Genomic DNA, 19,078 nt, shown 5'->3' with positions numbered 1-19,078 from the left:
GCGATAATCTCTCCTTTACACCTCAAACCAGTGAAGATTATGTATTTGTTTTTGATGCGCTTAATCCAAGAGTTGTAAAGGTCGAACCTGCTCAGCAGAAAATTACTACCAAGATAAAAATCCATTACCAGCCGAAAGCAGGGGATACAAAGGATTGGAACCTTTGGGTTTGGCCTGATGGAATGAGCGGCAAGGTGATGAATTTTACTGGCACAGATAGCTTTGGTAAAGTGGCCGACCTAACAGTCGATGGAGATTGGAATAAGATTGGTTTCATTGTCCGCACTGACAGCTGGGAAAAGGATGGCGGAGACCGCTTTATTGATAACATCTGGAATGGCCAGAATGAAGTATGGGTTAAAGCCGGAGATGACAAAGTTTATACTAGTCCACCGGATGGTGAATACCGAGACATTCCAACATATAATCATTTAGAAGTTAAATTCAACTACTACCGATATGATTTGAATTATAATAATTGGGATTTATGGGTATGGACTGACAAGTCTGATGGCCAGCCGGTAAAACTGGATAAAACCACATCATTTGGCAAACAGGGTACTTTGGTTCTTGATAACCTTAATGGTGCCACGAAGGTTGGTTTTATAGTGAGAAAAGATGACTGGTCAGCAAAAGATACTGAGGGAGATCGCTTTATTACAAAATTCACGGCAGACGGAAAAGCCGAGGTCTGGCTTGCACAAGGCCAAAAACGGATTTATGATAATCCGGCCAAAATAGACCGTTCACCGCGAATTACGAAGGCGGCAATTGATGAACTAAATAAAATTACCTTTGAAACGAACTTCCCATTTGCATTTGAGGAAGGAAAAAATCCTGGGATTGTAATAAATGGGGCAGAGATTGATAAGGTAGAGGCTGCTGGAACAGTGACGGATGGTTTGACTAACAAGGTTGTTATTTATACAAAAGATGAACTTGATTTATCTAAGACATATACCATCAGTAAAGAAGGGTTTGGTCAGGCAACTGTTCAGATGGGTAAAGTCATTGGAAGTAAATCTTTTGAAGACCGTTTCTATTATGACGGTAAAGATCTTGGTAACACCTATACAAAGGAAAAAACAAACTTCCGTCTTTGGGCACCGACCGCAAGCGAGGCAAAATTAGTAACATATGATAAATGGAATTCCCAGACGGGTACCGAAATTCCGATGACCCGTTCTGAGAAAGGAACATGGACTGCAGAATTGTCTGGTGATAAAAAGGGCTTGTTATACACCTACAAGGTGAAAATTGGTGACTCATGGAACGAAGCAGTTGATCCTTATGTACGTGCAACTTCCGTCAACGGTGATAAAGGTGCGGTCGTTGATTTAGCAACAACAAATCCAAAGAACTGGAGTACGAAAAAACCTTCTTTTAAAAATCGCGAGGATGCCATCATTTACGAAACCCATATTCGTGATTTAACGATTGATCCAAAAAGCGGTGTAAGCAGTGCCCATCGTGGAAAGTTCCTTGGGGTTGCTGAAACAGGAACTAGAGGACCTAATGGGGTAAAAACAGGCCTGGATCATATTAAGGATCTTGGGGTAACACATGTACAGTTTATTCCTATGTATGACTATAACACTGCAAGTGTAGATGAAACTAAGCTCGATCAGCCTCAATATAACTGGGGATACGACCCTAAAAACTACAATGTTCCAGAAGGATCATATTCAACTGATCCTTATACACCGACCGTAAGAATTAATGAAATGAAGCAAATGATTCAAACGCTTCATGACAATAATCTTCGTGTAGTAATGGATGTTGTTTATAATCATATGTTCAGTGCACAGGAATCAAACTTTAATAAGCTTGTGCCGGGTTATTATTTCCGTTATAACGAAGACGGCACCTTAAGCAATGGAACAGGTGTAGGAAACGATACAGCCTCCGAACATAAAATGATGAGGAAGTTTATTGTAGACTCTGTTATTTATTGGGCTAAAGAATACCATATTGATGGATTCAGATTTGACCTAATGGGTATCCATGATGTAGATACGATGAACCCTGTCAGAAAAGCACTGGACAATATCGATCCTTCGATTATTACTATTGGAGAAGGATGGGATTTGGGAACAGCCCTTGACCCAGCATTGAAAGCAAACCAAAAGAATGCAGCTAAAATGCCTGGTATCGCCCATTTTAATGACGATATTCGCGATGGTTTAAAAGGCAGCGTATTTGATGGAAACGATAAAGGTTTTGTAAATGGAAAAACTGGAATGGAGCTTCGTATTAAGAAGGGGGTTGTAGGAGGAATTAATTACAACGATCAGATTATGACCTTCTCACAAGATCCTGAACAGACTGTCACCTATGTAGAAGCCCATGATAACCTTACTCTTTGGGATAAGTTAGCCATTACAAATAAGAGTGATACCGAGGAAGTACGCAAGCAGATGCACAAGCTTGCTACATCGATTGTTTTGACTTCTCAGGGACTTTCCTTCATTCATGCGGGCCAGGAATTCATGCGCACAAAGGGCGGCAATGAGAACAGTTATAATGCCGGAGATGCAGTCAATATGCTTGATTGGACCCGCAGAAGTCAGTTTAATGCAGAGGTAGAGTATTTTAAAGGATTAGTTAAGGTAAGAAAAAGCCACCCTGCTTTCCGTATGACAAATGCGGATGACATTAGGCAGCACCTCAAATTTATTGATGCTCCTGCTAATTCCGTTGCTTATGTTCTTGATGGAAATGCTAACGGAGATAAAGCAGAAAAAATTGTCGTAGCTTATAACGCCAACAGAACCCCAGTTGAAATTCAACTTCCACGCAAAGGAAAATGGGATATTCTTGTTAATGGAGTTAAGGCTAGCGATGAAGCATTAGATAAATTGAATGGTGATAAGGTAAAAGTTCCAGCATTAAGCACGTTCGTTCTTACCTTCCACGACAAAAAAGCTGAGAAGGAAGACCAGGATTGATTTCACTGATCAAGTAACTTAATTAATTTCCACAGAGGGTGCTCGCCGAAAAAATAAGGGCACCCTTTTTGCATGAGATTGAACTGGAAATCTTCATCAAGGACAAAACAAATGGAACCCGATAAAGATTTGTCCCTGAACTCCCGTCTCGAGGACAAAACGTAAGGAACGCGGAAGAGAATTTTTCCCTAAAGGCGCGTCTGAAGAAAGAATCTTAAGGATAACTTGATAATGTTTCTAATCTAATTCCTTTAAAAATCCTACAATAATAATATATAATAGAAAAATGAATAATGATTCAGTTTTTAGGAGGCGAAATTATTAGTGGCAAAGATGGATTACATCGAAGAAATTATTTCATGGGAGAAAGAATTTTCTTTTTATCATCCTGTAAAGGTACGGTTTTCAGAAACAGACATGTTTGGGCATTTAAATAATACAGTGCCTTTTTCTTACTTTGAAGAAGCAAGGATTAACTATTTTCAGAGTCTGGGTTTTATGCAGGATTGGGTAAAGCCAGAAAGTGAAAATATTCCTGTTGTTGCGGATTTGCAATGCGACTATGTAAAACAAGTGTATTACGACCAAAGTTTAAGAATTTATGTAAAAGCCAATAAAATTGGAACCTCTTCTGTAGATCTTCATTATATGGGTAAGAGGGAAAACGGAGACATTTGCTTTACTGGCAGAGGGACTGTTGTGCAAATGTCGAAAAAAAGCGGCAAGGGAGCACCCTGGACGGAAGAGATGAAAAAGTTGTTTTTGAAAAAAAGTTCTGTAAACGCCTAGAGACCAATTTTATTAGTTTTCGTTCTCTTTCAAGGAATTCAGTCACTCCGGCTATTGAAATTACATATGATATGGTGACTAAATATATACCCATCCCACGGTTCATAACTGGCGAAGGCAAGGAGGGTTACAATACTTGAAGGAAAATGAATTTTCGCATAAGCCATTACTCACCAAACGGGAAAGAGAAGTATTCGAACTGTTGGTTCAAGACAAAACAACAAAAGAAATCGCTGGTGAATTATTTATAAGCGAGAAAACGGTTCGAAATCATATTTCGAATGCAATGCAAAAGCTTGGTGTTAAGGGGCGTTCACAAGCTGTTGTAGAGCTCCTCCGTATGGGAGAGCTGGAATTGTAATCTAGACCGGCCTACTATTAGGCCGGTCCTGATTTTTTAGATTAGTAGATCATGGTATACCAGATAAATGACAGGTTTGCTTTAAAAACAGGTACTTCATTTGACTCCATTATGCCATTTCAATAAGAAATAAGTGTATCCTCTTGAATTTTCCCTCGAAAAAGTAGAAAATAAGAGAATAGGAAAGCCGTAAATCCTGTCATGCAGCCGGTCATTCATCAGGTTATGAATGCTTACCAAATTGCATAAGGTGAATAGGAGTGTATAATAATGAAAGCCGAAGAGACTATTAAAAAGGACAGGCCTATTGTAGCTGATATTGAGAAAGACTTGCGCTACATAGCCGGTATTATCAAGCAAAAGGGAAGAGAGCTATTAAGCAACTATACCATTACACCGCCTCAATTTGTAGCGCTTCAATGGCTTTTTGAAGACGGGGACATGACAATAGGCGAACTTTCCAATAAGATGTACCTTGCATGCAGCACAACAACCGATCTTGTTGATAGAATGGAAAAAAATAAGCTTGTTATGCGTGTAAAGGATCCAAATGACAGACGCGTTGTCCGGATACATTTGCTTGAAGAAGGAGAACGTATAATAGAAGAAGTAATCATTAAGCGACAAGGATACCTAGAAGCTGTTTTGATAAATTTCTCTGACGATGAAATTCGGGTACTACAGAGTAATTTAACAAAGCTGCATTTAGAAATGCGTAAAGAATGAGGAGAGAAGTTTGAAACAGGCAATAGGAGTAATGGATTCGGGGGTTGGCGGCCTTACGGTAGCTAAAGAAATCATGAGACAGCTTCCTAATGAGAAAATCATTTATCTTGGCGATACAGCCCGATGCCCTTATGGTCCAAGGTCCAAATACGAAGTAAAAAAATTCACCTGGCAATTAACCAGATTTTTATTGAAAAGAAACATAAAAATGCTGGTCATTGCCTGCAATACAGCAACTGCAGCTGTATTGGAAGATATTCAGCAAGAATTATCGATTCCTGTAATTGGTGTAATTTTCCCTGGTGCCCGTGCCGCTATTAAAACAACAAATAATTATAGGGTAGGGATTATAGGAACTATAGGAACAGTAAAAAGCGGAGCTTATGAAAGAGCTTTAAAAGCGTTAAACAGCAGGCTGCATGTTGAAAGTCATGCGTGTCCAAAGTTCGTCCCTCTTGTTGAAAGCGGTGAGTATAGCGGGAGTATCGCTGAAAAGATTGTTTCTGAGGCGCTGCAGCCTTTATTAAATCAAAGGCTAGATACTCTCATCCTCGGATGTACCCACTATCCATTGCTAGAACCGTTAATTAAAAAGGTAATGGGTCCTGAAGTAAGTGTCATAAGCTCAGGAGATGAAACAGCAAGAGAAATCAGCACCATCCTTCAATATAAAGGTTTGTTGACTGAAAATGATGAGGAACCTGTACATGAATTTTACACTACAGGCTCCAGGGCAATTTTTTCACAAATTGCTTCACAATGGCTTCACGAGAAGATTGATCATGTTGAAACTATAAAGCTTGAACATTAACTCCCCAAGTGGGAGTTTTTTTGTTTTTTGAGGATTTTTCTCGCAGCCAGACCAAATTTTGTCTTTCATAGACCGGCAGAAGGACTTTCTTTTCAAGCAGCCACAACACGATTTGTCCTTCGAAGAACGGCTATCCCTGTAAATATTTTCAAAAGATTGTCCATAAATTTTCTCATTAAGGGTCTAAAATCTGAGCAGGCTCGTATACATGTAGTACAAACTGTCTCAGGAGGGATTTAAATGTCCAAAAATAAAACAACAACGATTGTTTCAGCTGTGCTTGTTTCGTCTGTCCTTTTGTCAGGCTGCGGGCTGTTTAATACGGAAACCCAGAAAAAAATTGATCCGCCCAAAAGTGTGACATATACAAGCGGAAAAACCAGCAACGCAGCATCAGGAAAAAAGGAGAATGCAAAGGGTGCAGTTAAAACAGAGCTGTATTTAATTAACAAAAATGGATATGTGGTTCCACAGACATTAACCCTGCCGAAGACATCCTCAGTCGCCAAGCAGGCACTGGAATACCTGGTAGATAGCGGTCCGGTTTCGGAAATCCTTCCTAACGGATTCCGGGCAGTGCTCCCGGCTGATACTGAGTTTACTATTGATATTAAAGATGGCATTGCAAGCGTAGACTTTTCAAAAGAATTTAAGAATTATAAAGCTGAGGATGAAATGAAAATCCTTCAATCGGTAACCTGGACCCTGACCCAGTTTGACTCTATTAAAAAAGTGAAATTAAAAATGGCGGGCCATGAGCTGAAGGAAATGCCGGTAAATGGCACACCTATTAGTGAAAGTCTATCAAGGGCCAGCGGTATCAACCTTGATACTGCAGATGTACTTGATATTACAAATACAAGGCCTGTTACTGTTTACTACATTGGCGGCAAAGAGGGAGCGTATTATTATGTTCCTGTCACTAAGCGTGTAAGCAATACGGAAAAAGACAATATTGCAGCTATTGTTGAAGAATTAGTAAAAGGGCCTAACCAAAAGTCGGATTTAGTAACCGACTTCCTTCCAACAGTTAAATTAAAAGAAGCACCTAAAGTAGAGAATGGAAAGGTGACCTTGAATTTCAATAACTCTATTTACGGCAGCTTTGACAAAAAGATCATTTCACAGCATTTACTTGACTCGCTGGTCCTTTCCTTAACAGAGCAAAAGGGAATTGAAAGCGTGGCTGTAACGGTAAATGGCAAACCAGAACTAGTTAAAGAAGATGGAAAGAAATTAACTGCGCCTGTAACCCGACCTGAAAAAGTAAATACGGGTAGTTTTTAAAAAAAAATTTTTGTTATACTATTATAGAGACAATGGAAGAGGTTGGCTGAAGGCCTGCCTTTTCTTTATTTAGCGGGAAAGCCATTATGGGTTGTTCATGATTGATAATAAGTATAAAGTTTTACCTATTAAATTGTGTCTAGCTCCAGCGCCCAGCGAGTTTTCAGCCTGAAAAGCTTCTTTGAATATCTTGCATTAAGTATGACCGTAGGTGATACTTGGTCCAGCTAGTGTCCATCCCGCTTCTCCCTACGATAAGTCAACATCGAAATGCTTTGCATTTCGTGTATCCTTTATCTCAGTCGAAGTGGAGGCCCACAGGATGCGGGTCAGAAAGGCGTTGCCACAGGAAGTGGCGACCTTAGCCTTTCTTCAAATGGCCATACGTCGCTGAACGGGCGCTTGCGCTTTTCTTATGAAGAGGAGGAAAAAATGTTGCGTTTTGATGGAAGAGAAAAACTACAATTAAGACCTGTACATATAGAAACAAATTATTTGATCCATCCGGAGGGTTCTGTTCTAATTTCAGTAGGAAATACCAAAGTCATTTGCACTGCCAGCATAGAAGATCGTGTGCCCCCATTTATGAGGGGCGGAGGAAAAGGGTGGATTACAGCAGAGTATTCCATGCTTCCAAGGGCAACAGGACAAAGAAACATAAGAGAGTCTTCGAAAGGAAAGGTATCAGGAAGAACAATGGAAATCCAGCGTTTAATTGGACGTGCCTTGAGAGCCGTTGTCGATTTGGAGGCAATTGGTGAAAAGACAATTTGGATTGATTGTGATGTCATTCAGGCAGACGGAGGCACACGTACAGCTTCTATTACCGGGGCATATACAGCATTGGCTTTAGCTTTAAATGGCCTCCTTGAAAAAAGGGCAATATCCAGATTTCCTGTGAAAGACTACTTAGCAGCTACTAGTGTAGGTATACTAGAGAATCAAGAAGTTGTATTAGATCTCAATTATCATGAAGATTCTCAGGCAAAGGTTGATATGAATATTGTAATGACTGGAAGCGGGGAATTTGTTGAGCTTCAGGGGACTGGTGAGGAGTCGACTTTTTCCTATAGTCAGCTTCAAGAACTATTAGCAGCAGCACAGACAGGTATAGCGGAACTTTTTGACTTTCAAAAAATGGCCTTGGGTTTGGAGATTTCTAATAAAATAGAAGACAACAGAAAAAATAACGAGGAGAAATAATCGTGAATGAAGTTATAATTGCAACCAAAAATCCTGGTAAAGCAAAAGAATTTGAACACCTTTTTGCCTCTAAAAATATTTCAGTACGTACTCTTCTTGATTATCCTGAGATTGATGACATCGACGAAACAGGTGAAACATTCGAAGAAAATGCAGTCATAAAAGCCGAAACCATTGCAGAACAGCTGAACAAAATGGTAATCGGGGATGATTCCGGACTTATAGTTGACGCTTTGGATGGCCGGCCAGGGATTTATTCTGCACGTTATGCAGGAGAGCAAAAAGATGATCAGGCTAATATAGATAAGGTTCTGGATGAACTATCTACTGTTGCTGAAGAGAACCGCAGTGCCCGATTTTATTGTACTTTGGCCGTTGCCATTCCTGGAAAGGAAACAATCACAGTTTCGGGTACCTGCGAGGGGGAAATCCTGAGTGAACGGCGTGGTATAAATGGGTTTGGTTATGATCCGATTTTCTTTGTTCCTGAATTAGGTAAATCAATGGCCGAGCTGCCTTCTGATGAGAAAAACAGAATCAGCCATAGGGCAAACGCTATTCAGGAACTTAGCGGAATCATTGAATCAATAATTGAAAGAGCCGATCTGTTATGAGCAAGGTTTTGATTGTAAGTGACAGCCATGGCTTAACAGAGGAACTTCAGCTAATTAAGGACACTCACGGTACCGACATTGATTTAATGGTCCATTGTGGTGATTCAGAACTTATGAAGGACGACCCTGCTATTCAGGGGTTTTTAACAGTCCGAGGGAATTGTGATTATGAAGCTGGATATCCTAACGAAACGACTGCAGATGCTGGAGGGAAAAAATTCTTTATTACCCATGGCCACCATTATTCTGTTAAATCAACATTAATGAATCTTCACTACCGAGCCAAAGAAGTGGGTGCCGATGTGGTGTGCTTTGGGCATTCACATCTTTTGGGTGCCGAAGAAGTGGATGGGATTCTCTTTCTAAATCCTGGCAGTCTTCGTCTTCCAAGACGCAGACTGGAAAAAACATATGTAATTCTTGATTTACAGGAAAAAGATATTGTTTTGAAGGTCTTTGACCTTGAAAATGGTGAGCTTAAAGAGCTTTCAAAAAAATTCACACTGTCAAAATAGCTAAAAAGCGTATATATTATAAGCAGGGGAGTAATTTATCCCCTTGCTTAAAAAAATGTGAAAATGAGTATTGACTTTTAAATGCTAGCCTAATATAATAAATATTGTCTTTAATAAATGTCCCAGTAGCTCAGCCCGTTCGAATAATCTTCTTAGTATAAGCTACAGCGTACTGATCGAGCTGCTCCTTGAATCTTCTTTCTGAGATCAGGACGGGATATGGAAACATTAATTGTGAAGACAAAATTATATATTTTACCATTACATGTCCCAGTAGCTCAGCCGGATAGAGCATACGCCTTCTAAGCGTACGGTCGGGAGTTCGAATCTCTCCTGGGACGCCACTTTTACACTACATAACCATTCAGCTTGCCGACACCGGCAAGCTTTTTTTATGTACATACCTTAAAGATAATCAACAAAAGCCCATGCTTTTGTTTTTTCGCGATTTACATGCTAAACTAGTTTTCAACAATAAACATAAGGACGGTAAATGACAATGAAAAAGCAGGATCGAATAAAGCAGGCAGACAATGTTGTCTTCTTTCCCGACCTGGACAAGAGGCTTACGGAAAAAGGGATAGATAGCCTTCAGCAAAAAAAATATAGAGATGCCATCCGTTATCTTGAGGAGGCAAAAGAACTTGACCCGGAAAATAGCGATATTTTGTTCGGATTGGTTATATCCTATTTTGAAGCGGGTTCCTATCGAAATGCCAGAGAGCTTGCAAAAGAGATGTTGTTTAAAGGTATAGGCGACTATATGCAAATGGTTGATTTGTATTTAACCATTTTGATCCAGCTTCATGAATACCACGAAATTGTTTCTGTTATTGAAGCTCTTTTAGATGAAAAAGAGGTTCCTCGAGAAAAACAAGATCATTTTTTAACATTGCTTCAATTTAGTAGAAGAATGGCCGAAAATCATATTCCTGTTCCAAGTGATGAAGAACTGCTAAAGATGGAAGAAAAAAGTGAGCAGCTTCAGGAATTGAATCTTTTTTCTTTGCAGGATCCGAAAGAACAACTTCTCCTGATTTCAAAACTTTCCAACCAAAACATAAGACCCTTTATGAAAGATATTAAAGCATACTTAATTGCTGAAAGTGGTCATCCGTTTTTAAAGACAATTTTAATCAATATTTTAAAAGAGCAGGAATATGAGAAAGAGGTAGAAGTAACAAAATTTGGATTGAAAGAGACTTGCGTTCCTGCTTTGCTGCCTGATATGTATTCGCAGGATGAAATGGTCACTATTATCTCGCTTCTTGGAAATGAAATCGAAAATGATGATCCTGTTTTATTTGAAAATTTGAAGAGCCTTATTGAACGTTATTTCTTCATTGCTTATCCTTTTTTACTAGAGCCAGGCAGCCCAGAGGCCTGGGCTGCCGCGTTCCACTTGACGGCCCTTAAATACCATGGGATGAATGAGGAAAAGCTTGAAATCCGAGGCAAGTACAATGCTTCCACCGAAGATATAAACCTAGCAGTAAGCAAAATAAAAGAAATTGAAGAAATTTCTTATCCGATAATATAGCCTTCACTGTTGAAAGAAAATAAACCTATGTTATAATGTAGGGGTTGTAATGTGAGAAAATGGGCATTACATGGTGCGTGGATATTGACTTGAAGGACAAGACGTATTCATAACAGATTCGTACAAATGGAAATGAGAATAGATGTTGGAGGGAAAAACGGTATGTCAGCAAAATGGGAAAAGTTAGAAGGAAACCGCGGTGTCCTTACAGTTGAAGTAAGTGCGGAAAAGGTAAACGAGGGTCTTGACGCTGCGTTTAAAAAAGTAGTGAAACAAATTAATGTTCCTGGTTTCCGTAAAGGAAAAATGCCTCGTCCAATGTTTGAAAAGCGTTTTGGTATTGAATCTCTTTACCAGGATGCTATAGATATTATTCTTCCAGAAGCATATTCTGAGGCTATTGATGAAACTGGCATTGAGCCAATTGATCGCCCTGAAATCGATATCGAACAAATCGAAAAGGGTAAAGAGCTTGTTTTCAAAGCTACTGTTCAAGTTAAGCCGGAAGTTACTCTTGGTGAGTACAAAGGTCTTGAAGTTGAAGAATTCGATACAAACGTTACAGATGAAGAAGTGGATGCAGAGCTAAAATCTCTTCAAGAGCGCCACGCTGAATTGGTTGTTAAAGAAGAAGGACCTGCAGAAAATGGTGATTCAGTTGTTATCGACTTTGAGGGCTTTGTTGATGGTGAAGCTTTTGAAGGCGGAAAAGCTGAGAACTATTCTCTGGAATTGGGATCAAATTCTTTTATCCCAGGTTTTGAAGAGCAATTGGTTGGTGTTTCTGCAGGCGAGTCAAAAGATGTTGAAGTTTCTTTCCCGGAAGAATACCACGCTGCTGAATTAGCTGGAAAACCTGCAGTATTCAAAGTAACTCTTCACGAAATCAAAACAAAAGAACTTCCTGAAATTGATGATGAATTCGCTAAAGATGCAGACGATGAAGTTGAAACTTTGGACGAATTGAAAGCAAAAATTCGAACACGCCTTGAGGACAGCAAGAAGCACGAAGCTGAGCACCAAGTTCGTGACACTGTTGTAGAAAAAGCTGGAGCAAACGCTCAAATCGAAATCCCAGAAGTAATGGTTGAAAACGAAGTAAACCGTATGCTTCAAGAATTCGAACAGCGTCTTCAAGCGCAGGGAATGAACCTTGAACTTTACTTCCAGTTCTCTGGCCAGGATGAAAACGCACTTCGTGAGCAAATGAAGGAAGAAGCAGACGGCCGCGTTCGCAACAACCTGACACTAGAAGCTATCGCAAAAGCTGAAAACCTTGAAGTTTCTGAAGAAGAGGTAAATGCCGAACTTGAAAAAATGGCTGAAATGTATAATATGACTGTTCCTAATATTGTGAACGCTCTTGGTGGCCTAGAAGGCGTTACAACTGATCTTCAATTAAGAAAAGCTGTTGATTTCCTTGTTGAAAATAAGAAAACTGTTACAAAATAATGTATATTACTTGCAGGGCACGATATTATTCGTGCCTTGTTTTATACTTTTTCTCCATTACATATTATAATAAGAATAGGCACAGTTTTAGGACTGGAAAATATACATAACAAAAGGAAAAATTTTTAAAAATCGTCACTTGCGATTTAATAGCCAAAAATATGGATAAGCTGAATGAGTACATAACTTTTCGAATAGGATATCTCAAAACGGATAATAAGAGTTCATAAAGAAAACTCTGCGATTGCGACTTTTAGTGAGAGCAGAGCCATATTTCCACTTATCACGCTCAAAACGGTACATCCCTGTGCCATACGCCTGAATAGTACTTCCCAGGAAAAGCAGGTGCTTTTCCGGCGTGCGTTCAGAATTTATGGATATAAATTCTGATTAGCTAAAAAAGAAATATGCTTTGAGAGTTTTCATTTCCAGTCCTTCGCCTATATATGTTACAATGCAATACATAACGCTGAATTTTTAGAAAAAATCTCTTGCTTCTATCCGTTTTGCTGGTGATCCGCAACTTTAAATATTGCTTAGACGTTTCCAAGGGGTGAAAGTATTGTTTAAATTTAATGATGAAAAAGGGCAATTAAAATGTTCATTCTGTGGCAAAACACAGGATCAAGTACGTAAATTGGTTGCCGGTCCTGGTGTTTATATATGTGACGAGTGTATCGAACTCTGTACTGAAATAGTGGAAGAAGAACTAGGAACAGAGGAAGAAGTTGAATTTAAGGATGTTCCTAAACCAAAGGAAATCCGCGAAATTCTAGATGAATACGTTATTGGTCAGGAGCAGGCAAAAAAGTCGTTGTCTGTTGCCGTATATAATCACTACAAACGAATCAATTCTAACAGTAAAATTGATGATGTTGAATTATCCAAGAGTAACATTTGTATGATCGGGCCAACAGGAAGCGGTAAAACACTTCTTGCCCAGACTCTTGCAAGAATTCTAAATGTACCGTTTGCAATTGCTGATGCTACTTCATTAACAGAGGCTGGCTATGTGGGCGAAGATGTTGAAAACATCTTATTGAAGCTTATTCAGTCTGCTGATTATGATGTAGAAAAAGCTGAAAAAGGCATTATTTATATTGATGAAATCGATAAAATTGCCCGCAAGTCAGAAAATCCTTCTATTACAAGAGATGTGTCTGGAGAAGGTGTTCAGCAGGCATTGCTTAAAATTCTTGAAGGCACAATAGCCAGCGTTCCGCCTCAGGGAGGAAGAAAGCATCCTCATCAGGAATTTATCCAAATTGATACCACAAATATTCTCTTTATTTGCGGGGGGGCCTTTGATGGCATCGAGCCAATTATAAAGCGCCGTTTAGGCCAGAAAGTCATTGGTTTTGGTTCGGATACGAAGCAGGTGGATATCAGTCAAAAAGAACTTCTTTCTAAGGTTTTACCAGAAGACTTATTGAGATTTGGTCTGATTCCAGAATTCATCGGCCGTCTGCCGGTTATTGCAAGTCTTGAACAACTTGACGAAGATGCCTTAATCGAAATTCTCACAAAGCCTAAAAACGCATTAGTTAAGCAATATCAGAAAATGCTTGAGCTTGATGACGTTGAATTGGAATTTGAAGAAGGTGCATTAAACGAAATCGCGAAGAAGGCTATTGAACGGAAAACAGGTGCCCGTGGACTACGTTCCATTATTGAAGGCATTATGCTTGATGTCATGTTTGACCTTCCGTCCCGCGACGATATCACAAAATGCATTATCACAAAAGAAACGGTTGCGGAAAACAGCATTCCAAAACTAGTTCTTGAAGATGGAACAGTTGTGGAAGCAGAAAGAAAAACTTCAGCTTAAAGAAAACTTATGCAGCACTGTGCTTTTGGCAAGAGTGCATAGAAGTTAGGCCTGGCAGACTGCCGGGCCTTTTTTACGCTTTTCTGAGTATGATTAATGTTTCTGTCAATTTCTTGTTTATTCCAACTCCTGAAAGGAAATACTATCAAGTAATCAGAGTTGATTTTTTCAGGAGGGAATAGGATGAGTTGGACGGGGATTGCTTTATTTATACAGCTCTTCTTTGGCATTGTTATCGGGCTGTATTTTTGGAACTTATTAAGAGGCCAAAGAACACAAAAGATTTCCATTGATAAAGAATCGCGTAAAGAGATGGAGCAGCTGAAAAAAATGCGGTCCATTTCCTTGACAGAACCATTGTCTGAAAAAGTACGGCCTACCAGTTTTGATGATATAGTTGGACAAAGCGATGGGATAAAGGCACTGAAAGCTGCACTTTGCGGTCCTAACCCACAACATGTCATTGTTTATGGACCACCAGGGGTAGGAAAAACAGCTGCAGCGCGTCTTGTGCTTGAAGAAGCGAAGAAAAATTCCAAATCTCCATTTAAAGCTGCATCTGTTTTTGTTGAGTTGGATGCTACAACCGCACGATTTGATGAAAGAGGAATAGCTGACCCATTAATAGGTTCTGTCCATGATCCGATTTATCAAGGGGCAGGTGCAATGGGGCAGGCGGGAATACCACAGCCGAAGCAAGGAGCTGTAACCAATGCTCATGGCGGGGTTCTATTCATAGATGAAATTGGCGAACTGCATCCTATCCAAATGAACAAACTTCTAAAGGTATTGGAAGATCGAAAAGTTTATCTTGAAAGTGCATACTACAATGAAGAAAATGCCCAAATCCCGACGCACATCCATGATATTTTTAAAAATGGCCTGCCCGCAGATTTTAGATTAATTGGGGCCACAACAAGGACACCAAATGAAATTCCGCCTGCAATTCGTTCTCGCTGTATGGAAGTTTTTTTCAGGGAATTATCTCAGGAAGAAATATCTGTTGTTGCTAAAAAGGCAGCAGATAAGGTAGAAATGAAAATTTCAGAAAAAGGTTTAAATACTCTTTCAAACTATGCTAGAAATGGCCGTGAAGCAGTGAATATGATTCAAACTGCAGCTGGTTTGGCTATTACGGAAGAAAGAAGTTATATAAAAGATGAAGATATTGAATGGGTGATCCATTCCAGTCAGTTAACGCCTAGAATGGAAAGAAACATTAACGATATTCCATGCATTGGTCTGGTAAACGGCCTGGCTGTTTATGGCCCGAATTCAGGTGCACTTCTTGAAATTGAAGTAACCGTTATTCCTGTTCGGGATAATAAGGGTACAATCAACATTACAGGCATTGTAGATGAAGAAAGCATTGGCGGACAGGGAAAATCAATTCGCCGAAAAAGTATGGCCCGCGGGTCGGTTGAAAATGTAATTACAGTCCTTCGTTCCATGGGTGTTCCGGCTGATGAATTTGATATACATGTTAATTTTCCTGGAGGGGTCCCAATTGATGGACCTTCCGCAGGAATTGCCATGGCTACTGGAATTTACTCTGCCATTTATAAAATCCCAGTTGATAATAGCGTAGCTATGACTGGTGAAATAAGCATTCACGGAAATGTTAAACCAATTGGCGGTGTTTATCCTAAAGTAAAGGCAGCTAAAAAAGCTGGTGCAAAAACAGTTATTATACCTGCTGAAAACATGCAGTCCATATTAAATGAGATAAATGATATAAATATTGTCCCAGTAACAAATTTGTCTGAGGTTTTTGATATAGCCCTTAATAAGGATAGGGGGAAAATTATTCCGGCTCCTATCGAGTTATCAAAAAAAGAGACCATTTAAAAATAAACTTCGGCTTTCCTCTTTTAACACAGGCGAGCCGAAGTTTCTCTTTTTACGTAAGGGTAGTTTTCCTATTCTTAGGCAAGGCATAAAGAATGGTTTTTTTAGGATACTAATAATATCTATCGACGGGCACTATTATTAGACACACTATTTTAAATAAGATAGAATTGTACAAAGGCTCATCCTGTTTTAGAATTGGAATGGAAGTAATTTGAATCGCATTTGGAGGTGCAATATTTATGGCGAAAGAGAAAGAAATGATCGTCCCCCTCCTGCCTCTTCGGGGCTTGCTAGTTTATCCGACAATGGTTCTTCATTTGGATGTTGGTCGTGAGAAATCGGTGCAGGCGCTTGAAAAAGCAATGGTAGATGACCACATGATCTTTTTGACTACACAAAAAGACATAACAATAGATGATCCATCAGAAGATGACTTGTATAAATTGGGGACCCTTACAAAGGTTAAGCAAATGCTTAAATTGCCAAATGGTACAATCCGCGTTCTGGTAGAAGGGCTTAACAGAGCAGAGATTGTCTCTTTTTATGATGAAGGGGACCATTTTGCTGTCAGTCTCAAAACATTTGAGGAAAGCACAGAAAAAGATGTAGAAGATCAGGCATTAATGAGAACTATGCTGGATTATTTCGAGCAATACATAAAGATGTCGAAAAAGATTTCTGCTGAAACTTACTCCTCGGTTGCAGATATAGAAGAGCCAGGCCGTATGGCGGACATTATCTCTTCACATCTGCCCTTAAAACTGAAGGAAAAGCAGGAGATTTTGGAGACGATTGATGCCAAAGAGAGAATGAACCGCGTAATTGATATTATTCATAATGAAAAAGAAGTTTTAAACCTGGAGAAAAAGATTGGCCAGAGAGTAAAGCGCTCTATGGAGCGTACGCAAAAGGAATATTATTTGCGCGAACAAATGAAAGCCATTCAGAAAGAATTGGGTGACAAAGAAGGGAAAACCGGTGAGATTGCTGATCTTACTGAAAAGATCGAGCTTGCCGGAATGCCTGAAAATGTAAAAAACATCGCTTTGAAAGAGCTGGACAGATATGAAAAGGTTCCAACAAGTTCAGCCGAAAGTGCCGTTATTCGAAATTATATAGAGTGGCTTGTATCCCTTCCATGGTCAAAGAAAACTGAGGACGATCTCGACATTTTGCGCGCGGAGAAAATACTAAATGAGGACCATTATGGCCTTGAAAAGGTAAAGGAACGTGTTCTTGAATATTTGGCAGTTCAAAAGCTGACTAATTCACTGAGAGGACCCATTCTCTGCCTTGCAGGACCTCCCGGAGTTGGTAAAACAAGTCTGGCAAAATCAATTGCAGCTTCCCTTAACCGTCATTTTGTTCGGGTATCTCTTGGAGGAGTTAGAGATGAATCAGAAATAAGAGGACACAGAAGGACTTACGTTGGCGCAATGCCTGGACGTATAATCCAGGGAATGAAAAAGGCAGGAACTATAAATCCTGTATTCCTTCTAGATGAAATTGATAAAATGTCCAGTGATTTTCGTGGAGATCCTTCATCAGCGATGCTTGAGGTATTGGATCCCGAACAGAACTTTAACTTTAGTGACCATTATATAGAAGAACCTTATGATTTATCTAAAGTTATGTTCATTGCAACGGCAAACAATTTATCCACTATCCCTGGCCCTCTTTTAGACAGGATGGAAATCATCACCATTGCGGGCTACACGGAAATTGAGAAGGTCCATATTACACGCGATCATCTTTTACCAAAACAAATCAAGGAAAATGGTCTTTCAAAGGGAACTTTGCAGGTTCGTGATGATGCCATTCTTAAAGTGGTCCGATACTACACCCGTGAAGCTGGGGTTAGGAGTCTGGAAAGACAAATGGCGACCATTTGCCGCAAAACCGCAAGAATTGTTGTTTCAGGAGAAAAGAAACGTGTGGTCGTTACGGAAAAAAATGTAGAAGAATTTTTGGGTAAACCAAGGTTCAGATATGGTCAGGCAGAACTTGAAGATCAGGTTGGAGTTGCCACTGGTCTTGCTTATACAACTGTAGGCGGAGATACACTTCAAATCGAGGTGTCTTTGTCACCGGGTAAAGGAAAGCTAGTTTTAACCGGTAAATTGGGAGACGTCATGAAGGAATCAGCTCAGGCAGCATTCAGCTATATTCGCTCGAAAGCTGAAGAGCTAGGAATTGATCCTAACTTCCATGAAAAATTTGATATACACATCCATGTTCCAGAAGGTGCCGTCCCTAAGGATGGGCCTTCTGCCGGCATTACAATGGCAACAGCCCTTGTTTCCGCTCTTTCAGGAAGAGCGATTCGCCGTGAAGTGGGAATGACGGGTGAAATTACGCTAAGAGGAAGAGTGCTTCCAATTGGCGGCTTGAAGGAAAAATCATTAAGTGCTCATCGTGCCGGTCTAACAAAGATTATTATTCCAAAGGACAACGAAAAGGATATTGATGATATTCCTGAGACAGTCCGAAATGAGCTTGACTTTGTTCTTGTATCTCATGTGGATGAGGTGCTCAAGCACGCACTTACGGAAGGTGCCGCTCAATGAAGGTAACAAGTTCGGAAATAGTTATAAGCGCAGTGAAGCCCGATCAGTATCCTGAAGGGGATATGCCAGAGTTCGCATTAGCTGGAAGGTCAAATGTGGGAAAGTCCTCTTTTATTAATAAGATGCTGAATCGGAGGGGGCTCGCCCGGATTTCTTCCAAGCCGGGGAAAACCCAAACTTTAAATTTTTATATCATTAATGAAATTCTGCATTTTGTTGATGTTCCGGGATACGGATATGCCAAGGTTTCCAAATCAGAACGTGAAGCCTGGGGGAAGATGATTGAAACCTATTTAACTAAGAGGGAGCAATTAAGGGCGGTTGTTCTGCTCATTGACCTTCGCCATCCTCCTACCCGTGATGATGTGACAATGTATGATTTTTTAAAGCATTATGAAATACCAGTTATTGTTATTGCGACTAAAGCAGACAAAATTCCCAAAGGTAAATGGCAAAAACATTTGAAAATTGTCAAAGAAACATTGGATATGGATCCTAACGATCATCTTATTCATTTCTCATCCGAAACAGGTGAAGGAAAAGACAAGGCTTGGGGAGTAATTGAGAGCTTTATGTAGGTTCGTAA

The 19,078-nt window shown here is 39.8% G+C and carries 15 protein-coding genes and 1 tRNA gene; all 16 read left to right on the top strand.

Annotated elements, in window-relative coordinates:
- Positions 1–101: 101 nt before the first annotated feature.
- The 16 genes from pulA (at position 102) to yihA (ending at position 19,070) form a co-directional block, all read left to right on the top strand.
- Entirely contained in the window at positions 102–2,948 is a 2,847-nt protein-coding gene (pulA, locus tag G8761_RS07810; protein ID WP_338000925.1) for a type I pullulanase, read from the top strand.
- A gap of 324 nt (positions 2,949–3,272) precedes the next feature.
- Entirely contained in the window at positions 3,273–3,737 is a 465-nt protein-coding gene (locus G8761_RS07805) for a thioesterase family protein (protein ID WP_166025303.1), read from the top strand.
- A 136-nt stretch (positions 3,738–3,873) separates the two neighbouring features.
- Positions 3,874–4,098: a spore germination transcription factor GerE gene (gene gerE / locus G8761_RS07800; RefSeq protein WP_027320192.1), complete on the top strand. Its 225-nt coding sequence runs from the start codon at positions 3,874–3,876 to the stop codon at positions 4,096–4,098.
- Between the two features lie 270 nt (positions 4,099–4,368).
- Positions 4,369–4,824, top strand: a complete 456-nt coding sequence (locus G8761_RS07795; RefSeq protein ID WP_166025301.1) for a MarR family winged helix-turn-helix transcriptional regulator — start codon at positions 4,369–4,371, stop codon at positions 4,822–4,824.
- 10 nt (positions 4,825–4,834) lie between these two features.
- Complete coding sequence (gene racE / locus G8761_RS07790; RefSeq protein WP_166025299.1) at positions 4,835–5,635, top strand: glutamate racemase; 801 nt, start codon at positions 4,835–4,837, stop codon at positions 5,633–5,635.
- A gap of 240 nt (positions 5,636–5,875) precedes the next feature.
- Positions 5,876–6,922 carry a GerMN domain-containing protein gene (locus G8761_RS07785; protein WP_166025297.1) on the top strand — a complete coding sequence of 349 codons (1,047 nt, stop codon included), beginning with the start codon at positions 5,876–5,878 and terminating at the stop codon, positions 6,920–6,922.
- A 435-nt stretch (positions 6,923–7,357) separates the two neighbouring features.
- A complete protein-coding gene (gene rph, locus G8761_RS07780; RefSeq protein WP_166025545.1) occupies positions 7,358–8,125 on the top strand; it encodes a ribonuclease PH in 768 nt (255 codons plus the stop codon).
- A gap of 2 nt (positions 8,126–8,127) precedes the next feature.
- Entirely contained in the window at positions 8,128–8,739 is a 612-nt protein-coding gene (locus G8761_RS07775; protein WP_166025295.1) for an XTP/dITP diphosphatase, read from the top strand.
- Positions 8,736–9,254 (top strand): metallophosphoesterase, encoded by a 519-nt coding sequence (locus tag G8761_RS07770; protein ID WP_166025293.1) that lies wholly within the window; start codon positions 8,736–8,738, stop codon positions 9,252–9,254. The genes G8761_RS07775 and G8761_RS07770 overlap by 4 nt, the downstream gene beginning before the upstream one ends.
- 267 nt (positions 9,255–9,521) lie before the next feature.
- A tRNA-Arg gene (locus tag G8761_RS07765) sits at positions 9,522–9,598 on the top strand.
- Positions 9,599–9,753: 155 nt separating this feature from the next.
- The gene (locus tag G8761_RS07760) at positions 9,754–10,794 is read left to right on the top strand and encodes a tetratricopeptide repeat protein (RefSeq protein WP_166025291.1); all 1,041 of its coding nucleotides are present in this window, start codon (positions 9,754–9,756) and stop codon (positions 10,792–10,794) included.
- Between the two features lie 162 nt (positions 10,795–10,956).
- Complete coding sequence (gene tig, locus G8761_RS07755) at positions 10,957–12,246, top strand: trigger factor (RefSeq protein WP_166025289.1); 1,290 nt, start codon at positions 10,957–10,959, stop codon at positions 12,244–12,246.
- A gap of 562 nt (positions 12,247–12,808) precedes the next feature.
- Complete coding sequence (gene clpX, locus G8761_RS07750) at positions 12,809–14,074, top strand: ATP-dependent protease ATP-binding subunit ClpX (protein WP_166025287.1); 1,266 nt, start codon at positions 12,809–12,811, stop codon at positions 14,072–14,074.
- A gap of 183 nt (positions 14,075–14,257) precedes the next feature.
- Complete coding sequence (lonB, locus tag G8761_RS07745; protein WP_166025285.1) at positions 14,258–15,922, top strand: ATP-dependent protease LonB; 1,665 nt, start codon at positions 14,258–14,260, stop codon at positions 15,920–15,922.
- 242 nt (positions 15,923–16,164) lie between these two features.
- Positions 16,165–18,492 carry an endopeptidase La gene (gene lon / locus G8761_RS07740; protein WP_166025283.1) on the top strand — a complete coding sequence of 776 codons (2,328 nt, stop codon included), beginning with the start codon at positions 16,165–16,167 and terminating at the stop codon, positions 18,490–18,492.
- On the top strand, positions 18,489–19,070 hold the full coding sequence (gene yihA, locus G8761_RS07735; protein ID WP_166025281.1) for a ribosome biogenesis GTP-binding protein YihA/YsxC: 582 nt from the start codon (positions 18,489–18,491) through the stop codon (positions 19,068–19,070). The genes lon and yihA overlap by 4 nt, the downstream gene beginning before the upstream one ends.
- Positions 19,071–19,078 lie beyond the last annotated feature (8 nt).

Source organism: Neobacillus terrae (assembly GCF_011393025.1).
Classification (GTDB): Bacteria; Bacillota; Bacilli; order Bacillales; family Cytobacillaceae; genus Neobacillus_A; species Neobacillus_A terrae.
The sequence above is the reverse complement of the archived record's forward strand: the minus strand, read 5'-3'. Positions and strand labels throughout refer to the sequence as shown.